Here is a 26,069-nt window from a genome sequence, read left to right as displayed (position 1 = left end):
AGTCTAGACGAGCCGGTCCAGCGGACCGGTCACGCCGCGCGCTTGAGGCCGGCGACGAGCAGGGACACGAGCCGGCGCGGGTCGTAGCGCTCGTCGTTCTCGGCGCCGATGCAGAGGTTGCCGACGCCGCGCAGGAGTTCGTAGGCCTGCACGTCGGCGCGGATCTCGCCGGACTCGGCCGCGGCGGCGAGCAACGCCGCGCACACCGGCAGCAAGCGGTCGAGGAAGTACGTGTGCAGGGCCTCGAAGCCGGTCTCGTCAGACTGCAGGACGGCGGCGAGGCCGTGCTTGGTGACCAGGAAATCGACGAACTGCTCGATCCAGCGGCCCAGTGCGGCGTGCGGGGAGGGGCTGGTGGCCAGTAGCGCCGGCCCCGCCACGGCGCACGCCTCGATCTGGTGGCGGTAGACGGCGATGATGAGGTCGGCGCGGGTCGGGAAGTGGCGGTAGATCGTGCCCATGCCGACGCCCGCCTTGGCGGCGATGTCGCGCACGGGAGCGTCGACGCCCGACGCGACGAACACGGCGGCCGCCGCGTCCAGCAGCGACGCCTCGTTGCGCCGGGCGTCCGCCCGCTTCGCGCGCGCCTCGTTCACCGGCAGCTCTCCCTCCTGAGCGGAACAGTGTTCCGCCTGGTCATGATGCCACGGCGGAGCGCTCAGACCGCGACCGAGCCGCCTTCGCGGCGGGTCTCGTACTCCACGATGGCGAGCTCGCCGGCGACCCGGATGTGCTCCTCGCACGCGCGGCGAGCCTCGGCCGGGTCGCGGTGCACGGCGGCGGCCGTGACGATCGCGCGCACCTCGCGCAGCGAAAGCTCGGCGCGCCGGTCGTCCACGAACGCGAAGTGGCGGAAGATGCTGATCCGCGAATGGATGCCGCGCAGCTGGTCGGCCAGCACCGGGTTGTGGGCGCCTTCGAGCAGCAGCCGGTAGAACTCGTCCTTCTCCCGGCCCCGGGAAGCCACGTCACCGGCGGGGAACGCGGCCTCCATCCGGTCCAGCTGCCGCACCAGCGCTTTCGCGTCGTCGTCCGACGCCCGCTGGGCGAACTTCTCGCCCGCGAGGCCCTCGAGGTTCTGGCGCACCTCGTACAGCGCCTCGATGTCCTCGGGGGTGAGGACCGTGACGATCGGCCCGCGGTTGGGCCGCATGGTGATGAGGCTTTCGGACTCCAGCTGGCGCAGCGCCTCGCGCACGACCGTGCGGGACACGTCGTACGCCTCGCACAGCGCGGTCTCGACGAGCCGCTCACCCGGCTTGCGCACCCCGTCCAGGATCTCGCTCCGCAGCTGCCGGACGACCTGCTGGCGCAGCGGAGCGGCGTGCCGCTCGAGGCTCATGAGCAGCAGACCTCGTTCCCGCTCGGTGAGTGACATCCCGGTTCCGGAACGGTTACCTTTGTGTTCACGCCCGCCCCCTCGTATGATTGTCTGATCGTATTACGATCCCCGCCACCCACCTTACTGCCAATGTCGCCAGCATCACCAGGGTCGGGGCGCCGGCTTGAGCCGTGCGCCGAGCCCGGACGCGACGGCCATCCCCAGGGAGTCCGACCGTGGCCCACGACGACGAAGACAGCCGGATCCAGCGCGCTAAGGACGAATTCTTCGCCTCGCCGGCGCCCGAACGGTGGCACGACGTCGAGCTCATGAGCTCCTGGCAGCGTTCGCAGCTCGCCATCGGCACCCCCGACATGGTCACCGACGTACCTCACGTCGGCGAAGACCTGCTCGACGCGCACCTGCTCGAGGTGTTCCGCGCCCCGCTGGCCCGGTTCTCCGACAGCCTCGACGGCACGGGCCTGGCCGTGTTGCTCGCCGACTCCAGCGGCCGGATCCTGCAGCGCTGGTGCCAAGACACCTCCGCCGCCGCACATCTGGACCGGATCGGCACGTCGCGCGGTGCGGTGCTGGCGGAGAACGCCGTGGGCACCAACGGCGTCGGCACGGTGGCCGTCACGGGCAAGAGCGTGCAGATCCGCGGGGCCGAGCACTTCGCCGACCTGTACCGCAACGCCGTCTGCACCGGCGCGCCGGTGCTGCACCCGGCGACCGGCAAGCTGCTCGCGGTCGTCACGATCTCGTGCGACGTCCGCCCGGGCACCGACTTCCTGCGCCCGCTGCTGCGGTCCGTGACGACGCAGCTGGAGCAGCATGTGCTCGACGTCGAGCAGCCCTCGGCCCGGCACACGTTCAACGCCTTCCTCACCGCGACCCGCGCGCAGTCCTCGCCGGTGCTCGCCTTCGGGCCCGAGGGTCTGCTGATCCAGAACCCTCTCGCAGGCAGCCTCTCCACCGACGACATCGGGCTGATCCGTGAGCTGTGCGACGACGGGATGCGCGACGGCAAGCACTCCGTGCCGCTGTCGAACGGGCCGGCCACGATCTCCGTGACCAACCTCGACCCGGGCAACCGCATCGTGGTGCTGCTCCCCCGCGAGACGCCCGCACCGGCTCCCCACACCGCGCCGGCACCCGAGCGGCCGCGGCGCGACGAGCTCGCCGGCCACTCGTCCGGCTGGCTGCGGGTCGCGCGGGAGGTCGCGGCGCACCGCGAGGGGGGCACGCCGCTGATCGTCGCGGGCGAGCCGGGGTCCGGGAAGACGTCGCTCGCGCTCGGCGCGCCGTTCCGGCCCGAGGTGCACGCCCGCAGCGGCCGGATCGTCGACGCCGCCGAGGCGCACGTGTCCGGCGCGCAGGCCTGGCTGCAGCACGTGGCCGGCCGGCTCGCCGGGGCCGAGCCGCTGGTGATCCGGGGCGTCGGAACGCTCGAGGAGAAGGTGCTCGCCGGGCTGCGCTCGGTGGTCGAGTCGACGCCGGCGAGCGGACCTGTGGTGCTGACGCTGACCGCCGCCGACGAGGCGGCCGCCGAGGCGTTCGCGCTGAAGCTCGGCATCGCGCACCTGTGGGTCCCACCGCTGCGCGAGCGGCCGCAGGACATCTCGGTGCTGTGGCACGCGTTCGCGGTCGCGGCCGCGCCCGGCGTGGGCCGCGCACCGAGCCGCGAGACGCTCGAGCTGATGCGCGCCTACCACTGGCCCGGCAACGTCCGCGAGCTGAAGGCCGTGTTCACGCAGGCGGTCAAGACCCGCGGAAAGGGGCCGGTCGAGCCGGCCGACCTGCCGCGCGCGCTGCAGAAGGCGCAGCCACTCACCATGATCGAGCGCATGGAGCTGGAGGCGATCCAGCGGGCGCTGCAGGAGGCGGGCGGCAACCGCGGCAAGGCGGCAGAGATCCTCGGCATCTCGCGCGCGACGGTGTACCGCAAGATGAAGGCCTACCGGCTCACGGCGTGACCGGAGTCCGCCGCGAGCCGGCAGGGCCCGGTTCATCGTCAGACCGCCGCGGCCACCGGCCGGGGCCGGCGCAGCCTGCGCACCAGCACGGGCACGAGCTCGCGGGCCAGCACCACCGCCACCAGCACCACGGACTGCGCCACCAGCTGCGTCGAGTCGGGCCAGCCGACCGCGCGCAGCAGCTGGCCGAGCTGCGTCAGGAACAGCGCGGCGGCGCCTGAGGCGACCACGCTCGCAAGCCCGCCCGTGAGCGCCGTGCCGCCCAGCACCACGGCGGCGACCGTGGGCAGGAGGTACGAGTCGCCGAGGAACAGCGGTGGCGTTTTCGTGTAGCCGGCCAGCAAGACGCCGGCCAGGCCGTAGCACAGACCGGCGAACCCGTAGGCGAGCAGTTGCAGCGCCGGCACGCGGATGCCCGTCGCGGCGGCCGCGCGTTCGCTGACGCCGACGGCGGTCAGCCGCCGGCCGAACGTCGAGCGCTGCGCGAGGACCCCGGTGACGCCGACGACCACGATCGCGATGAGCGCCGTGTTCGGGATGCCCCCCGTGCGGTCGAGCGCGAACTGGTTGAGCGACTGCGGCGCGCCCGCCGGGGTTCCGCCGGCCACCGAGAACACCGTGCCGAGCAGCACGGCGTTCATGCCGAGCGTGACGACGAGCGGCATCACCCGGAACACGGTCACCAGCAGGCCGTTGAGCAGTCCCGCCACGGCCGGGCCCAGTACGCCGGCGACGACGGCCGCGAACACGGGCCAGCCGTGGTTCTGCGGCAGCCCCGTGCCGAGCGCCGCGGCGAGCGCGATCATGCCCGGCACCGACAGGTCGAGCCCGCGCTGCTGCACCACGAGCGTCTGCCCGGCCGCGGCGATCGCGAGGACCGCCGCGAACGGCAGCATGCTCAGGATCGGCGCCGGGCCGAGGCTGCCTGGCGCCACCAGCGGGCTGATCGCGAACAGGGCCACGCACGCGACCCAGATGGCGGTGGACCGGCCGCCGGCCAGGCGGGTCCAGAACCGGTCCACTCCGGACGGTGTGCTCATGCCCGGCTCCTTCCGCCGCGCAGCCGGGCATACAGCAGGGCCGCCCCCAGCGTGATGAGCCCGGGCAACCAGTACGACCAGGCCTGCGAGAGCCCGAGGAACGGCGACGCCGTCACCAGCTGCTGCACGAGCAGGGCCGCCGCCAGCACGCCGACGAACGATCCGCGCCCGCCGAACACGCTCGCCCCGGCGAGCACGACGATCGTGATCGACGAGAGCGTGTAAGTGAGGCTCGGCCGCCCGTCGCCGATGCCGATCTGCGCCATCACGATCACCGCCGCCGGGAAGCACAGCAGTGCCGAGGCCACGTAGGACAGCAGCTGCGTGCGGCCCACGCGGATGCCGAGCTGTTCGGCGGCCGTGCGGTTGGACCCGGCCGCCCGCAGTTCCACGCCCCAGCGCGAGCGCCGCAGGGCCCACTCCAGTGCCGCGATCAGCAACACCGCGCCGATCGTGACGACCGGCAGCACCCCGACGCGCAGCGAGATCTGCGCGGTGACGCCGTCGGGGAACACTCCGCCGGGCGTGCTGCGCAGTGTGAGGTACACCCCCTGCAGCGCCATGTACGTCGCCAAGGTGGCGACCACGGCGTTGACGCGGAACTTGGTGACGAGCACGCCGTTGACCACGCCGACGAGCAGCGCGGCGCCGAACATCAGCGCGTAGCCGATCCCCGCCGGTCCTCCGGCGACGACCCAGAACGACGCGATCACGACCAGGAGCCCGATGAGCGGTCCGACCGACAGGTCGATGCCCGCGCCGAGCACCACCACGTGCTGCGCCGTGCCGACGAGGATCAGCGGCGCCGCGGCGAACAGCAGGTTGTAGAGGTTGAACTCCGAGAAGTAGCTCGCGCTCCCGCTGCCGACGGCGAGCCCGAGCAGGAGGAACACGAGCGTCAGCACGGCAGCCGGCGTGTGGTCGCCGCGCAGCCACCGGTGCGCGGTGACCCACCGGCGCGCCCGCGCCGCCATGCGCGCCCGGACCGTGGTGGCGGTCAGCGCCGCCTGCGTGATCGCGGCCTCCTGCACCTCGTCGCCCGCCAGCTCGGCGACGATCGAGCCACGGGACATGATGAGCACGCGGTCGCAGAGCCCTTCCAGCTCGACGCCGTCGGAGGACAGCAGCACCACGGCCGCGCCGGCGTCGGCCGCTTCGCGCAGGATGCGGTAGATGTCCACGCGCGCACCCGCGTCGACACCCTGCGTCGGCTCCTCGGCCAGCAGTAGCCGCGGCTGCGCCAGCAACGCCCGTGCCAGCACGACTTTCTGCTGGTTGCCGCCCGACAGCGCGGAGATCGGCGTCGCGACCCCGGGAGTCTTCACGCCGAGCCGGTCGACCTCGCCGCGCGCGACGGACTCGACGCGCCGGCTCGACACCAGCCCCGCGGTGGCGACGTCCTCGAGCGTGGCGAGCACGGTGTTCTCCCCGACCCCGAGCGCGCCGAAGACGCCTTCGCCGTGCCGGTCGGCCGGGACGTAGACCGTGCCGGCCCGGGCGGCCGAGGCGTTGCTGCCCAGCCGTACGGACCGGCCCGCGACGGTCACCGTCCCAGCGGCCGGTTCGAGCCCGGCCAGTGCCCGGATGACCGAACTCTGTCCGTTGCCCTGCACCCCGGCCAGTCCGACGATCTCCCCCGGCCGCACCGTGAACGCCACGTCGGAGAAGTCCACGCCGGACAGACCGGCCACGCGCAGCAGCTCGGCGTCGCCGGTGCCGCCGCCCTTGGGCGGGAACACCGTCTCCAGCGCCCGGCCGATCACACGCTCGACGATCTGCTGTTCGTCCACTTCGGACGCCGCGAACGTGCCGCGCACCGCACCGTCGCGCAGCACCGTGATCCGGTCTGCGATGAGCTTCACCTCGGGGATCCGGTGCGAGATGTACACGACGGCCGCGCCGGCGCGCACGCATTCGCGGACCCGGTCGAACAACGTCTGGACCTCGTCGAGGCTGAGGTGCTCGGTCGGTTCGTCGAGGATCAGCACCTTCGGCCCGAGCGCGAGCGCCTTCGCGATCTCGACCACGAACCGCTGCTCCACGCTCAGCTCCGACACGCGGCTGCGGGCGCGGATGCCCATGCCCCACGGATCGAGCTGGTCCTGCGCCCACGCCGGAGCACGGCGCAGCCCGCCGACGCGGCCGTAGCCGACCGCCACGGCCATGTTCTCCGCCACGGTCAGGTCGGGCAGCAGCGCGGGTTCCTGGCGCACGATGCCCAGCCCCAGCTCCCGGGCCCGCTGCGGGGAGGCCGACGTGAGCGCCTCGCCGCCGATGACGACCGTGCCCGCGTCGGGGGCCAGCACCCCCGACGCGACGGCCATCAGCGTGGACTTGCCCGCCCCGTTCTCACCGACCAGCGCGTGGACCTCGCCGGGCCGGATCTCGAGGTCGACGCCGGTCAGCGCCTTGACGGGGCCGAACGACTTCGAGATCGAGGTCAGGGCCAGCGCGGCGGGCGCCGCCACGGCCACGCCGGGATCTTCGACCAGCGGTGCTTCGAACTTCGTCATGGTGTTGCGTCCCTCGCTCCTGCCGGCGGCCGGGTGGTCACTTGAACAGCGCCTGCAGGTCCGGGACCGAGAGCCCCGAGGACAGGATCGCGTCCGGCGGCAGCGACTTCTCGCACTTCGGCTGCTTGGCCGGGCCGGTCGAGTCCTCGATGATCTTCAGGTCGTAGGTGGACGGTTCGTCGTCCGCGATGCCGTTGGCGGCCGCGAGTCCCTTGTGGAGGGCGACGTTCACGATCCAGTTGCGCGAGGACTCCGTGGCGATCTGGTAGCTCGGCTGGCTCGCCTTGTACTGGTACCAGAGGCAGCCGAACTCGTTGGAGTCGTTGGCCGACCACACCGGCAGTGGCTTGCCGGCCGCGATGAAGGCGCGCACACCACCGACCGAGCCGCCGCCGTAGTCCGAGACGATCCCGTCGATGGCGCCGTACTTGGTGATGAGCCCGGCCACGACCTGCTGGGTCTTGCCCGGCTCCCAGTCGGTGGCCACGGGGCCGTCCGTGTTGAGCAGCTTCACGTCCGGGTGCTTCTTCACCGCGTCGAGCACGCCCTGGTACACGCCCTGGGAGTAGGAGTTGCCGGCGATGCCGCCCAGCATCACCAGGTTCCCCTTGCCGTGCATGGCGTTCACGGTCCACTCGGCGAGCGCCGAGCCGTAGGTCTTGATGTCCTCGGACACGAAGTCCACGTAGTCCTTGCCCGGTGTGCCACCGGGCGAGCCGACGAACGGCACGACCTTCACGCCGGCCGCGGTCGCCTTCTTGATCGTGGGCAGCAGCGCTTCCCCGCCGTCGACGAAGGTGACGATCACGTCCACCTTCTGCGCGACGAGGGAATTGAGATCCGAAATCGCCTTCTGCGTGTCACCTTGTGCGTCGGTGTAGAGCACCTTGGTGATGTTCGGGCACTTCGCGGCTTCTTCTTCGAACAGCTTGCGCGTGATCTTGCGCCACGAGTTGCCGCCGAACCCGTCGGCGAACGCGACGGTCAGCGGTTTGGTGCCGCAGAACTTCTTCACGTCCTGGATCTGGTCCTGGGTGCCCACCACCCCGACCTTCTGCTGCTGCGCCGCGTTGCTCGCATCACCGCTGCCGGAGCCCGCGGGCGCACCCGTGGCACAACCGCCCAGCAGCAGTGCCGCCGAGAGCGCCACCAGCGCGTTCCTCTTCTTGATCGTCATTGTTCGCCTTCCGATTTTCCGCCCCCGAGTCGGCAAAAGTGTCAGTCACCACAGGCGTACCGGCGCCGGTCACTCTGAGACTCCGGCGTGTCAATTTGACACATCCCGTTCTTTTCCCACCGAACGCGCGCGCCGCTCGTCCGAATTCACCGGGCGCCGGCGACGTCCGCGCATACTTCGACTTCACGGTCTCGCCCCGAGTGCACGAGCACGGCACGGTCGCCGGTCTCACGTGCTACAGCGTCGACACCACGGACCGGGTCCTCGAGCAGTGGCGCATGCCGCGGCAAGCCGCGGAGGCCGAGCAACGCTACGGGTGGGCACGCGAAGTGCGTTGCAGCGGCGGTTGCTCACGCCCGGGCTCCCCGTCCTTCTTGCGGTCCGCATCGCGGGCAGCTACCTGCCGGCGGACACCGAAACCGCCGCGGGCGGCGCCTGGTTCGACGCCGTCCCGCTGCCGGACGGCCCGGTCGCGCTGGTCGTCGGCGTGGTCTGTGCGGCCGACCACCTGCCGCCGTGCGTTGTGGACGCGGACGCCAGTCGGTACCTGGCGACGGGGAGTGGCGGCCCGCTGGACACGTGAGCCGGCTACGCCCTCACGACGGATCGCCTCGAACCCGGCGAGGCGGTGCTGCTCTACAGCGACGGCATCATCGAGCGCCGCGGGCGGGCCTCGGCCACAGCCACGGTCGAGCTGGCGCAGGTCGCCACGCACAGCGTGGCCGGGCGGGATTCGAGTACACTGTTGTGTCCACCGTGGATAGACAGTGTCCGAAGGTCCTCGAACTGCTGGTGCCTGCGACCGGGCAGAGCGACGACATCACCCTCCTCGCCGCGCAGCGTGTGAGCTTGCCGGCGCCGCCGCGCCTGTGGCCGGCCGCCGACCTGGGCGCGCCGGCCCCTGCTCGGGTGGCCGTCGCGCGCCGGCTCCGCCGGCACGACGCGGGCCACGAGGACGTCGACGCGCTCGCGCACGCGATCGTGGAGCTGGTCACCCACGCCGCCGAGTACAGCCACCCCGACCGATCGACGGCACCATCACCCTCACCGCCGAACTCGGTACCGACGGCGTCGCGCGGTTCAGCGTCGCCGACGACGGCCGCTGGCGCGACCGGGCCCGCCCCGCCGGCGAAGGGTTCCGCCGGGACCACGGCCTCGGGCTCGCCATGACCCGCACCCTCGTCGACGAGCTCGTGATCGACCGCGACGAGCACGGCACCACCGCGTCCGTGCGGCGGCGGCCGGCGCACCCGGCGCGGCTGATCACCGTCGACCAGATCCACCACGGCGAGCCGCGCCGGCCCGAGCCGGTGCCCGACGTGCTGCTGAACCTCGACCACCCCCACGCGCCGGGCAGCCGCGTCGCCGTCCACGGCCCGCTCGATGCGACGAGCTCGGGCCGGCTCGCCGGCGAACTGCACCGGCTCACCCTGGGCGGCACCCACGAACTCACCGTCGACCTGACCTCGGTGAGCCACCTGGCTGGCGCCGCGGTGGCCGTCCGGCACCGGTCCACCGCCGACGGGCGGTCACCGGACGACGCGACCGCCGGCACTCCGGTACGGCTCTAAGCCCCGACCAGCGGCGTCGCACACCGCATCCTCGCCCTCGTCGACCTGCCGCACACACCACCGATCCCCACGCTGTGCCCTGAGCGGCTGCCGGGCTTCAGGAGTTCAGCGCTCCCGGCGCAGCGCGGCCCGCAGCCGCATCAGCTGTTCGTCGCGCCAGCTCACGCGAGCGTCCCAATCGGACAGCGGCACGAGGGCGCGCCGCTGCTGCGTGGCGAGCGCGACGAGGTCGTCGGTCCACGGGTCGTGCTGACCGCGTTCGGCGCCCATGCGCGCATACGCCGGGCCCATGCGCGCCGCGTGCGCCTCGATGCCGCCACGGGTGTTGAGGTCGACGGTCTCGAAGGGCCCGAGCACGCTCCAGCGCCGGCCGAGCCCGCTGCGCACGACTTCGTCGATGTCCTCGACCGACGCGACGCCGTCGCGCAGCAGGCAGTACGCCTCCCGCAGCAGCGCGCCCTGCAGGCGGTTGAAGACGAACCCCTCGACCTCCTTGCGCACCAGCACGGGTTTCAGGCCGGCGCCCTCGTACACCTCCCGTGCGCTAGCCAGGATCTCCGGGCGCGTGTCCGGCGCCGGGATCAGCTCGATCACCGGCAGCAGGTAGGGCGGGTTTCCCGGGTGCGCGCCGAGCACGCGCCCGCCCAGCCCCGTGCCGAACGAGCTCGGGACCAGCGCCGAACTGGAGCTCGCGAGCACGGTGTCCGGGCGGGTGCGCACGGCGAGGTCGGCGAACAGCGCCCGTTTCAGCGCCACGTCCTCCGGCGCGCACTCCTGCACCAGTGCCACCCCGGCGACGGCGTCGGCGAGGTCCTCGTGGTAAGAGATCTCCCCGAGCGTCGCCGGCAGCAAGTCGTGTTTTCCGAGCAGTGCCAGCCGGTCTCCGACAGCCGCGCGGGCGCGGTCGAACGCCGCCGCGTCCGCGTCCCACGCGCGGACCGGGACGCCGGCGAGGGCGAAGAGCACCAGGAACCCCACGCCGATCGCCCCGGTGCCCACCACCGCGACGGAACGGTCCGTCACAGTTCCCACCACGTGCGGTCGTCGGCGTACCCGCGTTTGAGGATCTCGACGATCGCGGCCTCGCTCAGGTCGCGCGGGTTGTTGGCCGTCAAGCGCGTGGCCAACATGGCCTGCTCGGCCACGTAGGTGAACTGGTCCGGTTCGAGACCCAGGTCGCGCAGGTTCAGCGGCACGCCGAGCGCGCCGAGGATCTCCTCCATGCGCTCGATCGCCGCGTGCGCCCGTGCGGTCTGCGACAGCGCCGGATCGGTGATCCCGAACGCCACGCCGATCTCGGCGAACTCCGCCTCCCGCACCGGCAGGTTGAAGCGCATCACGTATGGCAGCAGCGCGCCGACGCCGAAGCCGTGCGAGGTGTGCGTGAGCGCGCCGATCGGCGACTGGATGGCGTGCGCGCCCGCCGTGCCCGCGGTGTTGATGGCCATGCCCGCGCTCAACGCGCCCAGCATCGTGTCGGTGCGCGCGGCCAGGTCCGAAGGGTCCTGGGCCACACGCTCCAGCGAGCTGTTGAGCAGCGTGAATCCGCGCAGCGCGTACATGTCCGTGAGCACGTTCTTGCCGGCGTAGAGGTGCCGGTGCAGGTGTTCGGGGTCCGGGTGCTTCTCCCGGCCGGTGAACGATTCGACCAGGTGCGACAACGCGTCCGCACCCGTCGCCGCGGTCAGGCCGGGCGGGCAGGTGAGCGTGAGCTCGGGATCGACGACCGCGGCGTACGGCTCGAGGTACGGGCTCGCGACACCGACCTTCATGCCCCTGTCCGCGTCGTAGACCACCGCGATGCACGTGACCTCCGCCCCGGTGCCGCCCGTCGTCGGCACGGTCACCAGCGGCAAGCCCGGCCCTTCGACGAGATTCTCCCCGTAGAGGTCCGCGACGTTCCCACCGCGTCGCACCATGATCGACGCGACCTTGGCGAAGTCGAGGCAGCTGCCGCCGCCCACGCCGAGCACCACGTCGATCTCGCCGCCGTCGACTTCGGCGAGCAGCGCTTCGACGTTCTCGCGCGGCAGGTCCGGTTCGACACGCGGGAACACCCGCACGTCGAGCCCGTGGGCGGTCAGCGAGTCGCGGATGCCGGCGAACTCGGCGCTGCCGGCCATCCGCTCGTCCGTGCAGACGAGCACCGTGGCGCCCAGCGGTTTCAGCAGGTACGGCAACTGGGCGCGGCGGCCCGGTCCGAACAGGACCGTCTTCGGCTGGCGCAACAGCCCCAGGGTTTCGGTGCTCACTCGCCCACCTCCTCTTCGTTCACGGTCACGGCGAGGTACTTCGGCTCCAGGAACTCGTAGATGCCGTCGTGCCCGCCCTCGCGGCCCAGCCCCGACTCCTTGACCCCGCCGAACGCGGCGGCCGGATCGGCCATGATGCCGCGGTTGATCCCGACCATGCCGAAGTCGAGCCGTTCGGAGATCGCGAACGCGCGCGACAGGTCCTTCGTGAACAGGTACGACGCGAGCCCGTAGCTGGTGTCGTTGGCGAAGGCCAGCGCCTCGCGCACGGAGTCCACGGTGAACAGAGCGGCGACCGGTGCGAACAGTTCCTGGTTGCACAGCGCGGGATCCGCGTCGCTCAACCGCAGCACGGTCGGCTCGTAGAAGTTACCCACCGACTCGACGCGCCGGCCACCGGCGAGCACCTCGGCCCCCGCCGCGGTGAAGGTGTCCACGAGGGACTGCACGCGCTCCAGCTGCACGGGCGTGATGATCGGGCCGACGTCGACACCGTCGTCGAACCCGTCGCCGACCTTGAGCTCCTTCGTGGCGGCCACGAATTTCTCCGTGAACTCCGCGGCGATGGCGCGGTGCAGGATGATCCGGTTCGCCGCCACGCACGCCTGGCCCGCGTTGCGGAACTTGCACGCGATGGCCTCGCGCACGGCCAGGTCCACGTCGGCGTCGTCGAGCACCACGAACGGGCCGTCACCGCCGAGCTCCATCGAGGAGTTCACGATGTGCTTGGCCGCCTTGGCCAGCAGCAGGCTGCCGACGCCGGTCGAGCCGGTGAAGCTGATCTTGCGCAGCCGCGGGTCGGCGAGCACCACGTCGGACACGGCCGCGGAGTCGCTGGTGTGGACGAGGTTCACCACACCGGGCGGGAACCCGGCGTCGTGCAGCGTCTTGACGAACAGCGCAGCGGTCAGCGGAGTTTCCTTCGCCGACTTGACCACAGCCGTGCAGCCGGCGGCCAGCGCCGCGCCGCCCTTGCGCGCCACCATCAGCAGCGGGAAGTTCCACGGCGTCACGAGGAAGCTCGGACCCACCGGCTGGTGCGTGGTCACCACGCGGTAGCCGCCGGGCGAGCCGGGTGCGAAGGTGCCGTGCAGGTGCGCGATCTGCTCGGCGTACCAGAGGAAGAAGCCCGCCGACAACGCGAACTCCCCCGCTGCTTCGGCGCGCGGCTTGCCGCTCTCGAGCACCATCACGTCGGCGAACGCGTCCGCCCGCTCGAGGAGCAGCGCGTGGGCCCGGTGGAACAGCGTCGCGCGGCGGCGCGGGGACCAATGCCGCCACGCGTCCTGCGCGGCGACGGCGTGCTCGAGCGCGGCCAGCGCGTGGTCCGGGCCGCCGTCGGCGACCTCGGCCAGAACCTGGCCGGTGCTGGGATTGAGCACCTCGAACGTCTTTCCCGGGTGCGTCCACTCGCCGCCCAGGTACAAGCCGAGCGGGACCTCGTGCCCGGCGAAGAGCCCGGCCGGGGATTCGGCCAGTGCGGTCATGGTGTCGTCCTTTCTCGGCGCGCTCAGCGCGCGGTGTAGCCGCCGTCGACGGGGAGGTTCACCCCGGTGACCCAGGAGGCTTCGTCAGAGGCGAGGTAGAGCACGGCGTAGGCGACGTCGACCGGGCGGCCGAGCCGGCGCAGCGACTGGTTGGCGGTCATCATGCGCTCGTACGCGGGCAGCCCGCCCTCGTACGCGGCGGCTATGCCCTCCACCAGCGGCGTGAGCACCGTGCTCGGGTGCACCGAGTTCACGCGGATGTCGTACTTGCCGTACATCGCCGCGTCCTGCTTGGTCTGCATCGTCACCGCGCCCTTGGCCACGTGGTAGGGCGTGAACTCGTCGTTGCCGACCAGGCCGTAGATCGACGAGTAGTTGACGATGCTGCCACCGCCGTTCGCGATGAGGTGCGGGACCGCGTGCTTGGTCGAGAAGAAGACGCCCTTCACGTCGACCGCGAAGAGCTGGTCCCACTCGGCCTCGGTCACCTCGTGCGTCGGCTTGTCCACGCCGATCACCCCGGCACAGTTGACGAGCACGTCGAGCTTGCCGAAGTACGCCACGATCTCGCCGTACGCGCGCTCGATGGAGCCCTCGTCGCGCACGTCGACGGGCCAGAAGCGGGCGGCGGCCCCGATTTCGGCCGCGGCCGCCGCCCCCTTGCCCGCGTCGACGTCCGTGAGAGCGACCTGAGCGCCCTCGGCGGCGAACAGCTCCGCGGTCGCCCGGCCCATGCCCGACGACGCACCGGTGACGATCGCCGTCTTGCCCGCCAAGCGGGGCATGTGGATCCCTCCCCGCTGCTTCAGGCGTTGGCGGTCTCGGACACGAAGCCGGGATAGCCGGCGTCGGCGACTTCCGCACAGCGGCGGAAGTACGCGTCCGCGCCGCCCATGTAGACGTTGAACTCGAGCGGTTTGCCCGGGATGTTCGCGCCGATGAACCAGGCGTTGGCCTTGGCGCCGCTGGCCATGATCGTCGCCGAGCCCGCGCGCCGGACCTCGTCGGCCCACTCCTGCTCGGCCTCGGCCGTGGACTCGAGCCGCTCGATGCCGTGCTCGCGGGCGTACTCGACGGCGTCGGCGACCCAGCCCACACCGGCCTGGATGGCGACCGGCAGGTTCGCGTACGGCGTCTGCGGCCCGAGGATCATGAAGAAGTTCGGGAAACCGTGCACGGAGACACCGAGGTTGGTCTTGATGCCGTCGGCCCAGTGCTCGCGCAGGACCTCGCCGCCGCGGCCGACGATGTCGATGCGGGTCAGCGTGCCGGTCATCGCGTCGAAGCCGGTGGCGAAGATGAGCACGTCCAGTTCGTACAGCTGCCCGCCGACGACGATGCCCTCCGGCGTGATCTCGTCGATCGGCGTGGACTTGATGTCGATCAGGTGGACGTTGTCGCGGTTGTAGGCCTCGTAGTAGCCGTGGCCGCCCGGCGGGCGCTTGCCGTTGAACGGGTAGTCCTTGGGGCACAGCAGTTCCGCGGTCGCCGGGTCCGTGACCGTCTCGCGGATCTTGCGCCGGATGAAGTCCGAAGCGTGGTCGTTGGACTCCTGGTCCACGGCGAGGTCGTTGAACGTCTCGAGCATGAAGTGGAAGCCGCCCTCGGCCCAGCCCTGCTCGAACACGCGCTCGCGCTCTTCGGGGCTCGCGTCCTTCGCGCCGAGTTCGGGCTTCACGAACGGCACGGCGAACCCGTGGTCGAAGGCCCGCTCGAAGCTTTCGTCGTAGTTCTCCTTGACCTGGGCCATCCATTGCTCGTCGACCTCGCGGTTGGAGCTCGCGACGACGTAGTTCGGCGTGCGCTGGAACACGAACAGCTCCCTCGCGGTCTCGGCGACCACCGGCACGAGCTGCACCCCCGAAGCGCCGAGCCCGATCACTCCCACGCGCTTGCCCCGAAGGTCGACCTCCCGGTCGCGCGGCCAGCGCGAGGTGTGGTAGCTCTCGCCGGCGAACGTGCTCGCGCCCGGGATGTCGGGCAGGTTCGGGGCGGACAGCACGCCCATGCCGCTGACCAGATACGTCGCGGTGAGCGCCTGTCCGTCGGCGGTGGTGACGGTCCAGGCGTTGGCGGCCTCGTCGTACACCGCCCTCTCGACGGTGGTGCCGAAGCGGATGTCCTTGTACAGGTCGAGGCGGCGCGCGACGAACTCCAGGTACGCCTTCACCTCCGGCTGCGCCGGGTAGCGCTCCTTCCAGGTCCACTCCTCGCGGACCTCCTTGGAGAAGGAGAACGAATAGTAGTAGAACTCGCTGTCCGTGCGCGCGCCCGGGTAGGTGTTCCAGTACCAGGTGCCGCCGACGCCGTCCGCGGAGTCGAGCACGACCGTGCGCAGGCCGATCTGGTTGAAGTGGTGCAGCATCGCGAGGCCCGAGAAACCGGCGCCGATCACGATGGCGTCGAAGCTGGTGTCCTGTGTGGACGGCATGGTGGTCCCTTCTTGCGTGGTGGAAAAGGTCAGCGGCCCGCGCGGTACCAGTCCGCGATGGTCCGGATCTCCTGGTCCGCCCGCGGGTGGCGGCCCGCCAGGAACGGGTAGACGTGCTGCATGCCCTCGCCGACGACGAAGGTGACGTCCACGCCGCACTTGGCCGCCAGGGCGTGGAAGCGCACGCTGTCCTCGTAGAGCGATTCGGTGTCCGCAGCGCTGATGTACAGGCGCGGGAAGCCGCAGAGGTCGGCGTAGAGCGGGTTCACGAGCGGGTCGGTGGGGTCGGCGCCGCCACTGAGGTAGCGGTCGATGTTGGCCTGCAGGCCCTCGCGGGCGATGAGGAAGTCGGTGTCGTCGTTGGTCTCGATGGTGGTGCCGGTGTTTTCCATGTCGAGCCACGGCGAGAGCGTGATGACTTGCGAGGGCAGCTGGCGGCCGAGGTCGCGCAGCTTCAGCACGGTGGCCACGGCGAGGTTGCCGCCGGCGCTGTCGCCGACCGGGGTGATGTCCGCGACGCGGTGACCGCGGGCCACCAGTGCGTCGAAGGCCTTGACGCAGTCCTCGAGCGCCGCGGGGTACGGGTGCTCGGGTGCGAGGCGGAAGTCGGCGACGAATGCCGTGGCACCACAGGCTTTCGCGAGGTGGCCGGCGAGTTTCCGGTGACTGGCCGAGGAACCGAGGGCGAACCCGCCACCGTGGAAGAACAGCAGCACCTGGTCGCCGTCGGCGCCCTCGGGTGTCACGAACACGCCCGGCACGCCGCCGAGTTCGGTGTGGGCGTAGGTCACGCCTTCGGGCTCCGCGGTCGCGCGCTGCCAGTCGTCGAAGACGATCCGCAGCAGCTCCACCGACATGTCCGGGTGGCGGTTCATCTCGACCGCCCACCCGGCGTAGATCTCGGCGAGCGGATCCGTCGGCCCGGGCGGTGGCACGAGCTCTGTCATGGGCTCTCCTGGAGGGAATTCCCGCTTCAGCAGCGAGGTCGCAGGGGTTTCCGGCACCTGTCCGGCCGCCGGTCTTCCCCAGCATCACCACAGCGGCGGCGCCTGCCACGAGGTGTCGCAAAATGACACATCGCCGTCTCACACTGAGCGACCGGGCCGCCCCGCGACGGGCGAAGCTGGGTGCACACCATTCGAGCTTCGAGCGAGGAACCATGAACCGACTGCAGGGCAAGGTCGCCCTCGTCACCGGCGCCGGCCGCGGCATCGGCCGCACCATCGCCGACACCTTCGCCCGCGAAGGCGCCACCGTGATCGCCACCGGCCGCAGCGAGGCGAACGGGTTCGCCGACGGCGTGGAGTACCACCGCCTCGACGTCTCCAGCGACGCCGACTGGGCCCGCGTCGTGGGCGAGGTAACCGGCCGCCACGGGCGGGTCGACGTGCTGGCCAACAACGCCGGCGTGATCGCCTACGAATCGCTGCACGAGCTCACGGTCGAGTCGTGGCAGCAGGTCGTGGCCATCAACCAGACCGGCGTGTGGCTCGGCATGCGCGAGGTCGTGCCGCACATGCAGCGCACCGGCGGTGGATCGATCATCAACGTCTCGTCGATCTGGGGCAGCGTGGCGGTGGCGGGCGCGCACGCCTACCACGCGACGAAGGGCGCGGTGCGCAACATGTCGAAGAGCGCGGCGATCACCTACGCGCGCGAGAACATCCGCGTCAACTCACTGCACCCCGGCTTCATCCGCACCCCGCTCACCGAAGCACAGGACCCGGAGATCAACGAGTTCGTGATCGGCCAGACGCCCATGGGCCGTGCCGGCGACCCGCAGGAGGTCGCGAACGGCGCGTTGTTCCTCGCCAGTGACGAATCCAGCTTCGTGACGGGTTCGGAGCTCGTCGTCGACGGCGGCTACCTGGCTCAGTGAGGGGGCGGCCCAGCCTCCGGGCTCCCCGCGGGCAGCCGGTCGACGCCCCAGCTGCGCTCGATGTAGCCGATGATGCGCGCGACGTCCTCGCCGGGCACCTTCTCGGGTTCGCCGTGCTCGAGCGGGTCGACGTGGAAGATGTAGAGCCGGGACGCGAACTGATCGAACGGCAGCGAGGCCTCGCCGAACCGCTCGCCGTTGCCCGAGGTGGACACCACCACGCCGGCGCCCCAGTCCTGCCCGCTGTCGTTGTTGGGGTTGAAGAAGTACACGCGCATCACGTCCTGCGGGTCCGGCGCGACCCGCAGGATCGTGATCGCGTGCCAGCCGACGTAGCGCGCCGCGCTGTCGGTGACGGCGATCCCGGCCGGCTGCGGGTGAATCAGCGGCTGGTCGCCGTTGTAGGCCGGGTGGTAGCTCGCGTGGAAGTGGCGCAGGAACTCGTCGAGGTCGATCAGGTTGCCGGTCGCCACGTCGACGTTGATGTGGAACCCGCGGAAGGCCCACCAGCCGTGGAATTCGGGGTTGACCCAGCGGTGCGGGTCACCGGGCCGGTCGGCGCAGCGCCGGCCCATCTCGGCGTAGATCCGGTCGAGGTGGGGCACCACCAGCAGCGACACGGGATCGAGGTCCGTCGGCAGTGTGCGCGCCACGCCGCCTTCGGTCTCGCGCGACGAGATCGGCTGCCCCTCGAAGTGCATCGTGATCTCGTCGTCGCGCGCGGCCCACACGACGACCTGCAACAGGTAGTCCGGGTCGTTGGCCGCCCACATCGACAGCGCGCGGGCCGACTGGCAGGTCGGGTTGTCACCCTGGCCCACCCCCAGTGGCAGGCCCAGCATCGACAGCACGCCGGCGGTCAGCCGTGCCTTCGCGTCCGGCTCGGCGCCGAACACCGACGTCAGCTGCTCGCGCGCGGCCGGCCCGAGCGTGAGCGACAGCTGGCGCCACAGCGCGGGCACCACCGGGGGCTCGTGCAGGATCCCGCGGTCGAGCAGCAGCGCGAGCCCGTAGACGCACTGCGCGGTCTGCGGGTGCACCGCCTCCTCGATGAGCTGGTGCACGAGATCGCGGTAGCGCAGCAGGCAGTTGCGGCCGGTGTCGGACAGCCCGAGCGCTTCGGCCACGAGGTAGTCGCCCTCGTGGCGCACGAACCGCAGCAGCTCCGCGTGGTAGGGCGAAACCAGCCCGGTGTCGTGCATCGCCCGGGCGAAACCGGACGCCTCGTACTGCAGGCCGCCGGCGTCCATCGCCTCCAGGCGGGAGCGGAAGACGTCGAAACCCGGATCCTCCCGGCACGCCTCGGTGGTCCCGAACAGGCTGGTGATGAGCCGGTCGAGGCCCTGGCCCGACTTCGCGCCCAGGTCGACGTCGGGGTCGCCGCGGTAGACGGCGATCCGGGTGATCAGCGACTGGACCTGGTCGACCTGGATCGGGCGCTGGCGCAGGATCCGCCAGATCTCCTCGACCAGCTTGTCCAGCACGCTCGCGTAGCCGATGCTGTCGGCGAGGTGGCGGAAGAGGGCGCGGATGAGCTGCGCGGTGCGGCCCTCGTACGTCCGCTCGGCCTCGGTGGGCGGGGTGAACAGCAGTTCCAGGTTCATCGCGAGCACCTGCGAGAGGAACGCGCGGGCGTCCTCGGCCGGCAGCGTCGGGTGCTCGTACTCACCCAGCGCGACCGCGAGCATCCGCAGCTCGCTGGTCGCTTCGATCACGACCGTGTCGGCGTCGCCGCTGTGCAGCCCTGGCCCGACCAGGGCCGGCAGCAGGATCTCCGGCGTGGCCCAGTCGGTGCCCAGGTACAGGCCGGCTTCCTCCAGGGCCTGCGCCCGCTCCTGGACGGCGGCGGCACCGCCGGGCTGCAGCAGCACGCGCCGCAGCGCCTCCAGCACCCGGCGCAGCTTCGTGTGCTTGCCGAAGTCCCGGGTCTCGGCCATCACCCGGACGGCGTCGTCGAGCGAAGCCAGCCGCTTGGCGAGAGTGGCGCCACCCCTGGCGTCGCTGGTGGGATTCACTGGCGTTCCTCGGATCTCCCGCGGGGTGCTCAGACGTAGAAGTCGAGCTCTTCCTGCTTCTTCAACACCTCGCGCATGCGGTAGGCGTCGTCGCCGAAGAAGTACAGCAGTCCCCAGTGGGTGCCGAACGCGGTCCGCTTGGTCACCGTTTCCTCCAGCGGAGCCGAGAGGTCGTGGGACTCGTAGTAGTCGTGGTCCTCGGTCTCCTCGGGGATCTGCAGTTCGCTCACGACCCGGCGCCGAGGATAGACCCCGAAGCAGCCGGCGACCCCGGAGGCGTCCACGACCTCGCGCGGGAAGAACGCGTCGATCTCCTCCTCCGTGGTCTTCGGGTCGAAGGCCAGGGCGAGGCCCTGGTAGGCGTTGAACCCGTAGGCGCGTTCGAGCAGCTCGAAGACCTTGAACCCCGGCGGCCGGTAGGCGACCTCACCGAAGTACATCTCGCCGTCGCTGGTCACGAAGTACTCGGGGTGCACGAACCCGAACTCGATGTCGAACGTCTTCACGAGCTTCTGGATCTGCGCCGTGATCTGCGGCCGGTAGCGCTCCAGTTCCGGTGTCGCGGGCACGAGGACCGAGTACCCCAGCGTGACGTACTCGGAGATGTTGAGGAACTTGATCTTCCCGTGGTGGATCCACGCTTCGACGGCGAACTCCCAGCCATCGAGGTGGGATTCCATGAGCACGGGGAATTCCTCCTCCGGGATCATGTCGATCTCGTCGGGCGTGCGGATCACGCGGTGGCCCAGGCAGCCGGCCTTGTCGAACGCCTTGAGGTGGATCGGATCGTTGGGATCCCCGTCGAGCTTCAGCAGCGTCTGGTTGACGCGCTTGAGGAACCGCACCACGTCGTCGCGCGCGTGGGCCTCCTCGAAGATCCCGACGCGGATGCCGCCGAGCTGTGCGCGGCGTTTCATCAGTGCCTTGTCACGCAGCAGCATGGCCTGGCCGAACAGACGCGGGTTGTCCAGCAGCACGGAGTTGATCGCGCCGGCCCACTCCACCGTCTCCTCGAACAGCGGGATGGCGACGTCGACGCCTTCCCGCTTGAGGGTTTCGGCGATCTCCATCGACCGGTCGTTGAGCCGCTCGAAGTTCCACGGCAGGTAGGGGATTTCGTGTTCGGCGCAGTACTCCTCGGCCCAGTCCGGCGCGACCACGAGGTAGCGGCGGTCGAAGCGATCGAGTGCTTCGACCGCGTTGAGACTCCAGCCGAGCACGGCCAGATACCCTTTGTCGGGATTCTTGGTGACCGGTGCGGGCTGGGGCATGGACCGCTCCTCTGCTTCGGCGTGCTCGCGGTGGCCGGACTGGTTCTCCCTCCACGATCCCAGATGTTCGCCGCGCCTGCCGATCGAGCGAGGTCGGCGCAGCGCGGTCCGGTCCACTGTGGAGTCTCGCGGCGGAGGCGATGAGATCCAGCTCACGTCGGGACCACTCGGCGCGCCACCCGTTCGGGCGCCTGACATCCTGTGCGCTCACGAACGCGCGGTTCGCGCCGGAGGACGACGCCGCACCGCGGCCGGGAGGACAGTCATGGGAATCATCAGCTGGATCGTGCTGGGCCTGATCGCGGGCCTCATCGCGAAGGCGCTCATGCCGGGCAAGGACCCCGGCGGCTGCATCATCACGATCCTGCTCGGCATCGGTGGCGCCTTCGTGGGCGGCTGGGTCGGCAAGACGCTCTTCCACGTGCAACTCGGCACGTTCTTCGACCTGCGCACGTGGGGCCTGGCCATCCTCGGCGCGCTGATCATCCTCGTCGCCTATCGGATGCTGTTCCACCGCAGCCGGGACTGACCGCGCGGCGGGGTGGCTCCTCGCGAGCCACCCCGCCGTCGGCTCACTTCACGCGTTCCAGCAGCGCGAACAGGTTGTCCCAGTGCCGCTTCTCGCCGGCTTCGCTGTAGGCGGCGGTGTCGGACATGGTGTAGCCGTGGGTCGCGCCCTCGTACACCTCGGAGCGGTAGGTGACGCCGGCCTCGTCCAGCGCGGCCTCCAGCGTCTTGATGTGCTCGGGCGACATCGAATGGTCCTGGTCGGCGTGCCCGAAGTACACCTCGCCGGTGATGGAGCCGACACCCAGGTGCGGGCTGTCGGGCCCGTCGGTGACCACGCCGCCCGCGTGGAAGGCCGCGATGGCCTTGACGCGGTCCGGGAACGCCTCGATCACCCGCAGCGCGTTCGTCCCGCCCATGCAGTACCCGGTGATCACCACCGGCCCCGCGGCGACGCCCTCCTGCGCGGCCAGGAAATCCAGGTACTTCTCGGCGTCGCGCTGGATCGCGTTGTCCGTGCCCAGCGCCTGGATCAGCGGCATGATCTTGCCGAAGATCTCGCCCCGCTTGTCCGGATCGCCCAGCCCCGAAAGGTCGAACTGCGGCGACCGCCCGCCGCGGTAGAGCAGGTTCGGCGCGAGCACGACGTAGCCGGCCTCCGCGATGCGGTCCGCCATCTCCTCGATGCGCGGCCGCAACCCGAACGCGTCCATGAACAGCAGAACCCCAGGGTGCGGCCCGCCGTCCGGCACGACCAGGTACGAGTCGGCGACCCCGTCACCGGCCGGGACGTCCACCTTCTCCTTGCGCATGTCACTCCTGTCGATCAGGCAATCGGGTTCTCGAGCGCCAACCTACGCCGTCAGTTCCCGGTGCCGCCGAGCAGGACCGCGGTGACGACGGCGTCCGCATACGCGTGGTCGAGCGGACGGCGCCCGGTGAGCAGCCGGTAGTGCAGCGGCGCGAACACCAAGTCCAGCAACAACTCCACGTCGGTTCCGGGCGGGAGGGCCGCTTCCGTGGAGGTGCGCAAAGGCGCGCGCCGGGGCTCGAACCAGTGCTCGCCGAGGCGGGCGGCGAGGTCGGGGTCCTGCTGGGCGGCTCCGAGCAGGCCGGTGAAGACGCGGCCGAGTTCGGTGTCCACGTAGAGGTCGACGAAGTGGCGGGCGTGGGCGCGCAGCAGGCCTTCGGCGGTGGTGGCGCGGGTGATCACCGGGTTCACGCGCGCCCGGTCGAGGAACGCCTCCAGCACGACGGCCGCCTTGCTCGGCCACCAGCGGTAGACCGTGCGCTTGCCGACGCCGGCGCGGGCGGCGATCGCGTCGACGCTCACCGCGGCCCAGCCGCCGGCGGCGGTGAGGTCCCAGGCGGCGTCGAGGATGGCGCGGTGGACGTGCGGGTTGCGGCGGGTCTCGTCAGGCACGGCGGGCCGCCCAGGCGCCGGCGAGGCGCCGGTTCGTCTCGGCGACGGGGCCGGTGAGCGCTTCGTACGGTTCGTCCCACGGGTCCTTGAGCCCCCAGCCGCGCTGCGGGTTCTCCACGTACGCGCACCAATGCCAGCCCAGGCACCAGTCCAGCGCGGCAAGGGTTTCGGCCGTGTGGACGTAGCCCTCGGCGCGCTCGGCCTGGTCGCCTGCGCTGCCGGTGCGGTGCGGGCTCAGGCGCGTCGGGCACCAGTTGCCGGTGTCGGCGACCAGCACGGGCAGGCCGGTGCGGGTGTGCCAGCGCTCGATCGTCTCCAGCGCTTGGGCCAAGCCGCCGGGTTTCGGGAACGTCTGCACCGACAGCACGTCCACGTGCTTCGCGGCCGCGTCGAGCACTTCGCCCGGTGCGCCCGCTTTCGTGCCGTACCGGTCGCCGAGGATCAGGTGGTTCTGGTCGTGGCGCCGGATCGCCGCGGTGGCCGTCGCGTAGTACGCCTCGGCGATCTCCGCGAGCGGCCCGGCCCAGCCCGCGCCCGTCGGGTGGCCCGCCCAGGCCGGCCCGTCGACCAGGAAGTACCCGAGCAGCAGCGGATCGTCCGGCCGGCAAAGCGTGCGCGCGAGGTGATCGCAGTACTCGGCGAACGCCGCCGAGCGGGGATCGCGGAATGCCGGATAGCCGTTCCACGCCTCGATCTCCGCGACGCGCAACGCCTGCACGTACGGCAACCCCGCCTCCGCGACCTCCACCCCGGGCAGGTCCTCCGCGTGGCCCAGGTCGACCACCATGCCCGTCACGCCGAGCCCGGTGCCACTGATGTACTCCCCTGTCGCGCCGACGGTGGTGAAACCCCACTCGCGCAGGTCCTTGCCGAGCCCGTCCCGCAGCCACTTCGCACGGTCGCCGCCGTAGCGTTCCCGCCAGATGTCCAGGTTGTGCCCGTAACGCAGATTCGTGTCGTGCGCGTGCGCGACACCGATCGACGGGAACGGCTCGCCACGCGGGTCCAGGAAAGTCCACTGCCGTCGCTTGGCCACCCTGAAGAACGCCATGTGTTGAGGATACGAACCGGTTCGTCTCTCCTTCAACCCGGCCGTAACCCCGGGGACGTGAGAGCACGCGCGCGCCACCGTTCCCGGTGCCACGATCACCGCCATGAGGTGGCGGGGTCCGGTGTGGACGGCGGGGGTCGTGGTGGCCGGCATCGTCGTCGCGGCGGGGGCCGGGGTGTGGGTGCACGCGGCGGAGCGCACGGCGGGCGACACGTGGCACTCGGTGGGCGCCGACGAGCCCGACCCGGGTCGACGTGTACGCCACGGTGCAGAAAGTGGACGCCGTCGCGCGGGAGGTGACGGTGCGGGTGCTCGTCCAGCCGCGCGGGAGCCTCGGCGAGGACGACGGGGCGGCGCCGGCGGCGGACCTCACGCAGCTGAACTCCTCGAGCCTGCGCGGCGACCACACCTTCCCCGCCCACGAACGCATCGCGAGCACCGACCTGCCGATCGCGCTCGCCGGCGGCGCGGTGACCGACAACCCCTTCGACGGCTACGACAGCCGCATCCAGTTCGAGGCCGTGCTGGGCGGCAAGCCGATGCCGGTGCAGCTCACGCTGGACAAGGTCGACAGCCTGTTCAGCCTCTCGATCACCGGCGACGCCGACGCCGGCCTGGAGGTCCACCTCACCCGCACCACCAGCGTGCTCGTGTTCGGGCTGTTCATGATGTTCGTGATGTGGGCGATCACGGTCGCGGTGGCGCTCGGGGCGCGCCACCTGATTTCGCGCCGGCGCGGGCTGGTGTGGCCGGCGTTCGGGTTCATGGCCGCGTCCCTGTTCGCACTGGCCGCGTTCCGCAACGCGGCGCCCGTCGCCGATCGGCTCGCTGCTCGATTACACGGCGTTCCTGTGGGCCGAGGTGATCGTCGCGCTGAGTGTCTTCGCGTCGGTGATCGCCGGATCCATCACGGAAAACCGGACCCAGTTGTCGAATGCCGACCCACCCGGGAGTCGTCAGGACGAGGACGACGACAGGAGGCAAGCTGTGATCACCCTCAACCTGGCCTGGCAGCTGGAGCACGAGACCGACCGCGACCGCCGGACGGCGGACACCCGAAACGGCCGGCTGGCGGTGTTGCTCACGCGGTGGCGCCGCACGCCGGGCCGCCGTGCCAAGATCCGGGGATCGCATCGACCGCAGGGAGCGCCCGCATGGCCCGGCACCACCTCGACCCCACGCCCGCCACGACGATCGACGCCTTCAGCCGGGACACCGCACCCGTCCTGACCGTCGACCCGGGCGACACGGTGGTCGCGGGGTCGCTCGACGCCCACGGGTTCCTGGAGCGCCAGCACACGCCCGGGGAGGCGCGGCCGCGGATGTTCGACCTGAGCCGCGGCCACTGCCTCACCGGTCCCATCGCCGTGCGCGGCGCCGAACCCGGCACCGTGCTCGCGGTGCGGCTCGACGCGCTGCGCCCCGGCGAATGGGGCTGGACGACCGCCGCGGCGAAGGACAACTGGCTCACGCGCGAGCTAGGTGTCGCCGGCGGTCCGCGCGGGCAGCTGCTGTGGGAACTCGCCGGGGCCACCGGCACGAACAACTTCGGCCACACGATGGCGCTGGCGCCGTTCCTCGGCGTCCTCGGCCTGCCGCCCGCCGAACCCGGCGACCACTCGACGATCCCGCCCCGCGCCGAGGGCGGCGGCAACCTCGACTGCCGAGAGCTCGTGGCCGGCTCCACGTTGTTCCTGCCGGTCACGGTCTCCGGCGCGAACCTGCACGTCGGCGACGGCCACGCGGCGCAGGGCGACGGCGAGGTCGGCGGCACGGCCATCGAGTGCCCGATGACCACGGAGCTCACGCTCGACGTCGTCACCGGCCGGCCCGTGCCCGGAATCCACGCCGAGGCCCCCGCCGGCCGGATCACGTTCGGGTTCTCCGCGGACCTCAACAAGGCCACCGCGGAAGCGCTCGGCGCGATGCTCACGTGGCTGCAGTCGCTCTACGACCTCGACCGCCCGACGGCGCTGGCGCTCGCGAGCCCCGTGGTCGACCTGCGCGTCACGCAGATCGCGAACGAGACGTGGGGCGTGCACGCGCTACTCCCCACCGGCGCGATCCGCTGAGGTCCGCGGTGAACTCTGCCTGTGCGGCCACGGAACCCTGCCCTCCAGCACTGGTCTGGTCCAGCGGTGAGCATCCCTCGGTC

General features: G+C 71.3%; 22 protein-coding genes. 6 read left to right on the top strand and 16 right to left on the bottom strand.

What is annotated here, in order from left to right; genetic code table 11:
- Positions 1 to 29: 29 nt before the first annotated feature.
- Both I6J71_RS18205 and I6J71_RS18200 read right to left on the bottom strand, forming a co-directional pair.
- Positions 30 to 596: a TetR/AcrR family transcriptional regulator gene (locus I6J71_RS18205; protein ID WP_204095795.1), complete on the bottom strand. Its 567-nt coding sequence runs from the start codon at positions 594 to 596 to the stop codon at positions 30 to 32.
- A 62-nt stretch (positions 597 to 658) separates the two neighbouring features.
- Positions 659 to 1,378 (bottom strand): GntR family transcriptional regulator, encoded by a 720-nt coding sequence (locus I6J71_RS18200; protein ID WP_204095794.1) that lies wholly within the window; start codon positions 1,376 to 1,378, stop codon positions 659 to 661.
- A 179-nt stretch (positions 1,379 to 1,557) separates the two neighbouring features.
- Between I6J71_RS18200 and I6J71_RS18195 the strand changes: the two genes are divergently transcribed.
- On the top strand, positions 1,558 to 3,297 hold the full coding sequence (locus I6J71_RS18195) for a sigma-54-dependent Fis family transcriptional regulator (RefSeq protein ID WP_204095793.1): 1,740 nt from the start codon (positions 1,558 to 1,560) through the stop codon (positions 3,295 to 3,297).
- 38 nt (positions 3,298 to 3,335) lie between these two features.
- Here I6J71_RS18195 and I6J71_RS18190 read toward each other — a convergent pair whose 3' ends face one another.
- From I6J71_RS18190 to I6J71_RS18180, 3 genes are read right to left on the bottom strand one after another with little or no spacing between them, the layout of a single operon-like run.
- Positions 3,336 to 4,337 (bottom strand): ABC transporter permease, encoded by a 1,002-nt coding sequence (locus I6J71_RS18190; RefSeq protein ID WP_204095792.1) that lies wholly within the window; start codon positions 4,335 to 4,337, stop codon positions 3,336 to 3,338.
- On the bottom strand, positions 4,334 to 6,850 hold the full coding sequence (locus tag I6J71_RS18185) for an ATP-binding cassette domain-containing protein (protein WP_204095791.1): 2,517 nt from the start codon (positions 6,848 to 6,850) through the stop codon (positions 4,334 to 4,336). Before I6J71_RS18185 ends, I6J71_RS18190 begins: the two co-directional genes overlap by 4 nt.
- A gap of 37 nt (positions 6,851 to 6,887) precedes the next feature.
- Positions 6,888 to 8,027 (bottom strand): substrate-binding domain-containing protein, encoded by a 1,140-nt coding sequence (locus I6J71_RS18180; protein ID WP_204095790.1) that lies wholly within the window; start codon positions 8,025 to 8,027, stop codon positions 6,888 to 6,890.
- A 316-nt stretch (positions 8,028 to 8,343) separates the two neighbouring features.
- On the opposite strand from I6J71_RS18180, the gene I6J71_RS18175 reads away from it, so the two are divergent.
- Positions 8,344 to 8,610 (top strand): hypothetical protein, encoded by a 267-nt coding sequence (locus I6J71_RS18175; protein WP_204095789.1) that lies wholly within the window; start codon positions 8,344 to 8,346, stop codon positions 8,608 to 8,610.
- Between the two features lie 184 nt (positions 8,611 to 8,794).
- Positions 8,795 to 9,598: an ATP-binding protein gene (locus tag I6J71_RS18165; RefSeq protein ID WP_370542160.1), complete on the top strand. Its 804-nt coding sequence runs from the start codon at positions 8,795 to 8,797 to the stop codon at positions 9,596 to 9,598.
- Positions 9,599 to 9,703: 105 nt separating this feature from the next.
- On the opposite strand, the gene I6J71_RS18160 is transcribed toward I6J71_RS18165, so the two are convergent.
- The 6 genes from I6J71_RS18160 to I6J71_RS18135 are packed head-to-tail and all read right to left on the bottom strand — an operon-like array spanning position 9,704 to position 16,715.
- Positions 9,704 to 10,621, bottom strand: coding sequence for a 3-hydroxyacyl-CoA dehydrogenase (locus tag I6J71_RS18160; RefSeq protein WP_204095786.1), 918 nt, complete (start codon positions 10,619 to 10,621; stop codon positions 9,704 to 9,706).
- A complete protein-coding gene (locus I6J71_RS18155; RefSeq protein WP_204095785.1) occupies positions 10,618 to 11,850 on the bottom strand; it encodes an iron-containing alcohol dehydrogenase in 1,233 nt (410 codons plus the stop codon). Before I6J71_RS18155 ends, I6J71_RS18160 begins: the two co-directional genes overlap by 4 nt.
- On the bottom strand, positions 11,847 to 13,337 hold the full coding sequence (locus tag I6J71_RS18150) for an NAD-dependent succinate-semialdehyde dehydrogenase (protein ID WP_204095784.1): 1,491 nt from the start codon (positions 13,335 to 13,337) through the stop codon (positions 11,847 to 11,849). Before I6J71_RS18150 ends, I6J71_RS18155 begins: the two co-directional genes overlap by 4 nt.
- Positions 13,338 to 13,360: 23 nt before the next feature.
- A complete protein-coding gene (locus I6J71_RS18145) occupies positions 13,361 to 14,122 on the bottom strand; it encodes an SDR family NAD(P)-dependent oxidoreductase (protein WP_204095783.1) in 762 nt (253 codons plus the stop codon).
- A gap of 20 nt (positions 14,123 to 14,142) precedes the next feature.
- The gene (locus tag I6J71_RS18140; RefSeq protein ID WP_204095782.1) at positions 14,143 to 15,768 is read right to left on the bottom strand and encodes an NAD(P)/FAD-dependent oxidoreductase; all 1,626 of its coding nucleotides are present in this window, start codon (positions 15,766 to 15,768) and stop codon (positions 14,143 to 14,145) included.
- A 29-nt stretch (positions 15,769 to 15,797) separates the two neighbouring features.
- A complete protein-coding gene (locus I6J71_RS18135; protein ID WP_204095781.1) occupies positions 15,798 to 16,715 on the bottom strand; it encodes an alpha/beta hydrolase in 918 nt (305 codons plus the stop codon).
- Positions 16,716 to 16,927: 212 nt separating this feature from the next.
- On the opposite strand from I6J71_RS18135, the gene I6J71_RS18130 reads away from it, so the two are divergent.
- Positions 16,928 to 17,647: an SDR family NAD(P)-dependent oxidoreductase gene (locus tag I6J71_RS18130; RefSeq protein WP_204095780.1), complete on the top strand. Its 720-nt coding sequence runs from the start codon at positions 16,928 to 16,930 to the stop codon at positions 17,645 to 17,647.
- Here I6J71_RS18130 and I6J71_RS18125 read toward each other — a convergent pair.
- Both I6J71_RS18125 and I6J71_RS18120 read right to left on the bottom strand, forming a co-directional pair.
- The gene (locus I6J71_RS18125; RefSeq protein ID WP_204095779.1) at positions 17,641 to 19,662 is read right to left on the bottom strand and encodes a hypothetical protein; all 2,022 of its coding nucleotides are present in this window, start codon (positions 19,660 to 19,662) and stop codon (positions 17,641 to 17,643) included. The genes I6J71_RS18130 and I6J71_RS18125 overlap by 7 nt on opposite strands.
- A 29-nt stretch (positions 19,663 to 19,691) precedes the next feature.
- Positions 19,692 to 20,933, bottom strand: a complete 1,242-nt coding sequence (locus tag I6J71_RS18120; RefSeq protein ID WP_204095778.1) for an acetyl-CoA carboxylase biotin carboxylase subunit family protein — start codon at positions 20,931 to 20,933, stop codon at positions 19,692 to 19,694.
- A gap of 265 nt (positions 20,934 to 21,198) precedes the next feature.
- On the opposite strand from I6J71_RS18120, the gene I6J71_RS18115 reads away from it, so the two are divergent.
- Positions 21,199 to 21,462, top strand: coding sequence for a GlsB/YeaQ/YmgE family stress response membrane protein (locus I6J71_RS18115; RefSeq protein ID WP_204095777.1), 264 nt, complete (start codon positions 21,199 to 21,201; stop codon positions 21,460 to 21,462).
- A 43-nt stretch (positions 21,463 to 21,505) separates the two neighbouring features.
- On the opposite strand, the gene I6J71_RS18110 is transcribed toward I6J71_RS18115, so the two are convergent.
- From I6J71_RS18110 to I6J71_RS18100, 3 genes are read right to left on the bottom strand one after another with little or no spacing between them, the layout of a single operon-like run.
- Positions 21,506 to 22,252: a dienelactone hydrolase family protein gene (locus I6J71_RS18110; RefSeq protein WP_204095776.1), complete on the bottom strand. Its 747-nt coding sequence runs from the start codon at positions 22,250 to 22,252 to the stop codon at positions 21,506 to 21,508.
- 50 nt (positions 22,253 to 22,302) lie between these two features.
- Positions 22,303 to 22,863 carry a TetR/AcrR family transcriptional regulator gene (locus I6J71_RS18105; protein ID WP_204095775.1) on the bottom strand — a complete coding sequence of 187 codons (561 nt, stop codon included), beginning with the start codon at positions 22,861 to 22,863 and terminating at the stop codon, positions 22,303 to 22,305.
- On the bottom strand, positions 22,856 to 23,914 hold the full coding sequence (locus I6J71_RS18100) for an agarase (RefSeq protein WP_204095774.1): 1,059 nt from the start codon (positions 23,912 to 23,914) through the stop codon (positions 22,856 to 22,858). The genes I6J71_RS18105 and I6J71_RS18100 overlap by 8 nt, the downstream gene beginning before the upstream one ends.
- Positions 23,915 to 24,168: 254 nt before the next feature.
- Between I6J71_RS18100 and I6J71_RS48350 the strand changes: the two genes are divergently transcribed.
- A complete protein-coding gene (locus I6J71_RS48350) occupies positions 24,169 to 25,986 on the top strand; it encodes a DUF4436 family protein (RefSeq protein ID WP_239154982.1) in 1,818 nt (605 codons plus the stop codon).
- The last annotated feature ends 83 nt before the right edge of the window (positions 25,987 to 26,069 follow it).

It is taken from the genome of Amycolatopsis sp. FDAARGOS 1241 (assembly GCF_016889705.1).
In the GTDB taxonomy this organism is placed as follows: domain Bacteria; phylum Actinomycetota; class Actinomycetes; order Mycobacteriales; family Pseudonocardiaceae; genus Amycolatopsis.
Note: the sequence above shows the minus strand (reverse complement) of the source record. Positions and strands in the feature narration are given on the sequence as shown.